This is a genomic window from Streptomyces sp. NPDC058664, assembly GCF_042716635.1.
In the GTDB taxonomy this organism is placed as follows: domain Bacteria; phylum Actinomycetota; class Actinomycetes; order Streptomycetales; family Streptomycetaceae; genus Streptomyces.
The window spans coordinates 1-2,719 of sequence record NZ_JBHXRW010000174.1 but is presented as its reverse complement, the minus strand read 5'-3'; the positions used below and the strand labels follow the sequence as shown (position 1 = coordinate 2,719).

At 59.2% G+C, this 2,719-nt stretch carries 3 protein-coding genes; 1 reads left to right on the top strand and 2 read right to left on the bottom strand.

Annotated features, from left to right (window positions below; translation table 11 throughout):
- Nucleotides 1-127: 127 nt before the first annotated feature.
- Nucleotides 128-445, bottom strand: a complete 318-nt coding sequence (mihF, locus tag ACFWUY_RS41210; RefSeq protein ID WP_384122051.1) for an integration host factor, actinobacterial type — start codon at nt 443-445, stop codon at nt 128-130.
- Between the two features lie 72 nt (nt 446-517).
- Between mihF and ACFWUY_RS41205 the strand changes: the two genes are divergently transcribed.
- Nucleotides 518-847: a hypothetical protein gene (locus ACFWUY_RS41205; protein WP_384122047.1), complete on the top strand. Its 330-nt coding sequence runs from the start codon at nt 518-520 to the stop codon at nt 845-847.
- Between the two features lie 543 nt (nt 848-1,390).
- On the opposite strand, the gene ACFWUY_RS41200 is transcribed toward ACFWUY_RS41205, so the two are convergent.
- The gene (locus ACFWUY_RS41200; RefSeq protein ID WP_384122044.1) at nt 1,391-1,690 is read right to left on the bottom strand and encodes a hypothetical protein; all 300 of its coding nucleotides are present in this window, start codon (nt 1,688-1,690) and stop codon (nt 1,391-1,393) included.
- Nucleotides 1,691-2,719 lie beyond the last annotated feature (1,029 nt).

Here is a 2,719-nt window from a genome sequence, read left to right as displayed (position 1 = left end):
CCGCCAGGTCCGACGGATACCCACCCCCAGAACCACTCACACAGAGCTCAACGACCCCGCCAGCCTCACGGCACGGCAGATCTCAAACGCGGTCTCAGGGACCTTGGCCGGGGCGGGCGGCGGGCGGTCAACTCCGTGGTGCGGACCATTCCGCAAGGCGCTGCCTTTGCCGGGGGCCTAACCCGCCCAGACGCCGACTGGGAGCGATCTCCATCTCGGCAAGAAGCCGCTGGGCACGGACCCTGCCAATGCGAGGAAGTGATTGGAGCAGAGCCCGCACTGGCATCTTGCGCATCGCCTCGGAATCACCGGCCAGCGCCTCATGCAGCGACATCCTTCCCTGCTTGAGGGCTTCCCTCACCTCAGCGCGCTCCCTGCGCGCCGTAATGGCCTTGCCCAGGGCGGCCCGGCGCTGGGCGTCACTGAGCTGCGGTACAGCTCCCACGAACGATGATCCTCTCAGCTCTTGGAGCAATTGATGATCATGTCAACCTGCGTATTACTGGGCCTGTGATTGATGAAATGGAACTTCACAGTGTCCGGGTTCGTCGACCGGTCGATTTGGGAAGTCCATCCCACGTTTGGCATAACATCGGCGCCTGAGGAGGATGCAACCGGGAACATCGAGGGGCAGGGAAAGAATCCGGTGCCGATTCCTGGACCCCAGAGCGTCTCGGGGGCAAGTGTCAAGCCGGAGGTGAATTTCATGCCTTCGGGAAGGGTCCCCGGAGTGGGGTCGACGTTCGAGCAGTTTAGGGTGAGTTCCTGGGATATGGATATCTCCTTCATTGGGTCAATGTTGTATGTGGACGTGTTTTGGTACTCGATGCGAGAAATAGCTGGATAGTCGACGACGGTTGCCGATACGATCTTGGTTGCCGACTTTACGGAATATCCGCCTGGCGGGGGGCTTGCACTCTCGAAACCCCTGGCCTCGGCCGACACAACGAATGGATGGGTGGACGGGCACTTCGCCCCCACACTTCCCTTGTTCTGAGGGCCGACGTATGCGCCGTAATTGCGAACGACTACGGTGCTCGACTCCGCTGCGGTAGCGGGCGGCGCAACAGAGAGGCAAATGAGTCCGATTGACATTGCGGCGAATGTTCCACCAAGTATGGACGTTGATGTACCTTTGTGCATTTGGCGCTCCAGTCGTACTGAGGTCGTCGGGGATTTAAAGAGCGTGCGGGCTTTCCGCCCTGGGTGGGCGACTCAAAGTCGCTTTTGGGTGAACATACTTCGCGATGGAATCCTGCGGCGACTTCCATCGCGCGCGCCAGTGAACAGATTCGGTCCGCATGATCGCCGTAGTAGCACTCAACTGCCATGCTGGCCGTGGCTCCGGGCCTGGCTAATGGAGAAGCTGAGCGTCCAGCGATCAAGTGCGTTAAAATATTGCATAGTCGGTATTAATGGGCGACCAGAAGAAGCAGGATCCGTAACCGGCGACGACCAAGGTGAAATGGCCAGAGAGGGATCCCGAGGAGAATCTGACGCCGTTCACGTAGCACTTGAACTCTCCTGCGTTGTACCTGCCTCCATTGAGCCAGCCGATGTAGTCTCGGTTGTACTTCCCCCAGCCTGATACGACCTTCTTCCACTCGCCGCCCGTTAGCTTCCCTCCTGCCACCACAGCTGCCGGACTTGGGGAACCCTCGGCGTTCGCAGCCGCATCAGCGGCTGCCATTTTGTCGACGATGGCGTAGCTCGATGGCGACGGTGACGGCGAGAAGGTGGTCGAGGCCGGGGCCGCTACCGCCGGAGTCATTGCGGCAGTGGTTACCAGAATTGCTGAGCCAATTCCGACGACAATTGGACGAAATACCCGAGATGTCTTCAATTCGCGATTGGATAGCATGGCGTGACCTTCCAATAAAATCATCGAACCCACCTGCAAATCGGGTGGGAATTTCAGCTTGCGAGTTAATGGTGAAACTCTGGCGGCGCCCAGGCGGGAGACGGTAGGGCTGATGACTAAGCCAAGTAAGACCGTAAGGTGACGGACATCCCTGAAGCAGAGTAAGTGGTCCTCAAACTCGATCTGCAGGCGCGGTCACTGCGGCACGATGCGAAGGATTCGGCGACTTCCTATTCAGGAGCACGAATCGGGCGTTCCCCGGGATATGTTTACCTGACGTGGACAGGCCACGAAGAGGGTGCACCCTGGCTGACGGCAACGCTGCTTGCATGCCTGGCCGAGATCCTCACCGAGTAGACCGCGCAGCCGTAACAACGCTGAGGCATCGTAGCTGGAATCACGTTGTAGCCAGATCGCGACGGACATCGCAATGGCGGTGCCGAGGGAACGTGGTCGCGTTTGTTGTAGTTCACGATTATCCAATCGATGGAGATTGCAAACCCCATGAATTGCGGTACATGTGCAGTACCAATAGATAGGGTAGGCCGACTGCCGTTGGCAGAGATGAGTAAACCGTGCTCCACGGCGAGGGCCGTGCCCTACTTGGCTTTAGCGTGGAGTTCGTTATGGGGCTTGGCGGTGAGAGGTGGGGGCAGGGGCGCTGTCACGTTGTGAGGGTGGGGTGGCATGTTCTTCGGGTTGTTCGGGTCCGGGGAAGGGATCGCGGTGTCGGTTGTGTCGCCGTCGTACAAGAACCACCGGTATCCGGTGGAGGTCATCTCGCACTGCGTGTGGCTGTACTTCCGTTTCCCGCTCAGCTTCCGGGAGGTTGAGGAGTTGATGCTCAAGCGTGGTGTC

Coding starts and splice junctions, on each gene's coding strand:
- ACFWUY_RS41205 (WP_384122047.1), top strand. CDS start 518: ATGAAATGGAACTTCACAGTGTCCGGGTTCGTCGACCGGTCGATTTGG.
- ACFWUY_RS41200 (WP_384122044.1), bottom strand. CDS start 1,690: ATGGCAGCCGCTGATGCGGCTGCGAACGCCGAGGGTTCCCCAAGTCCG.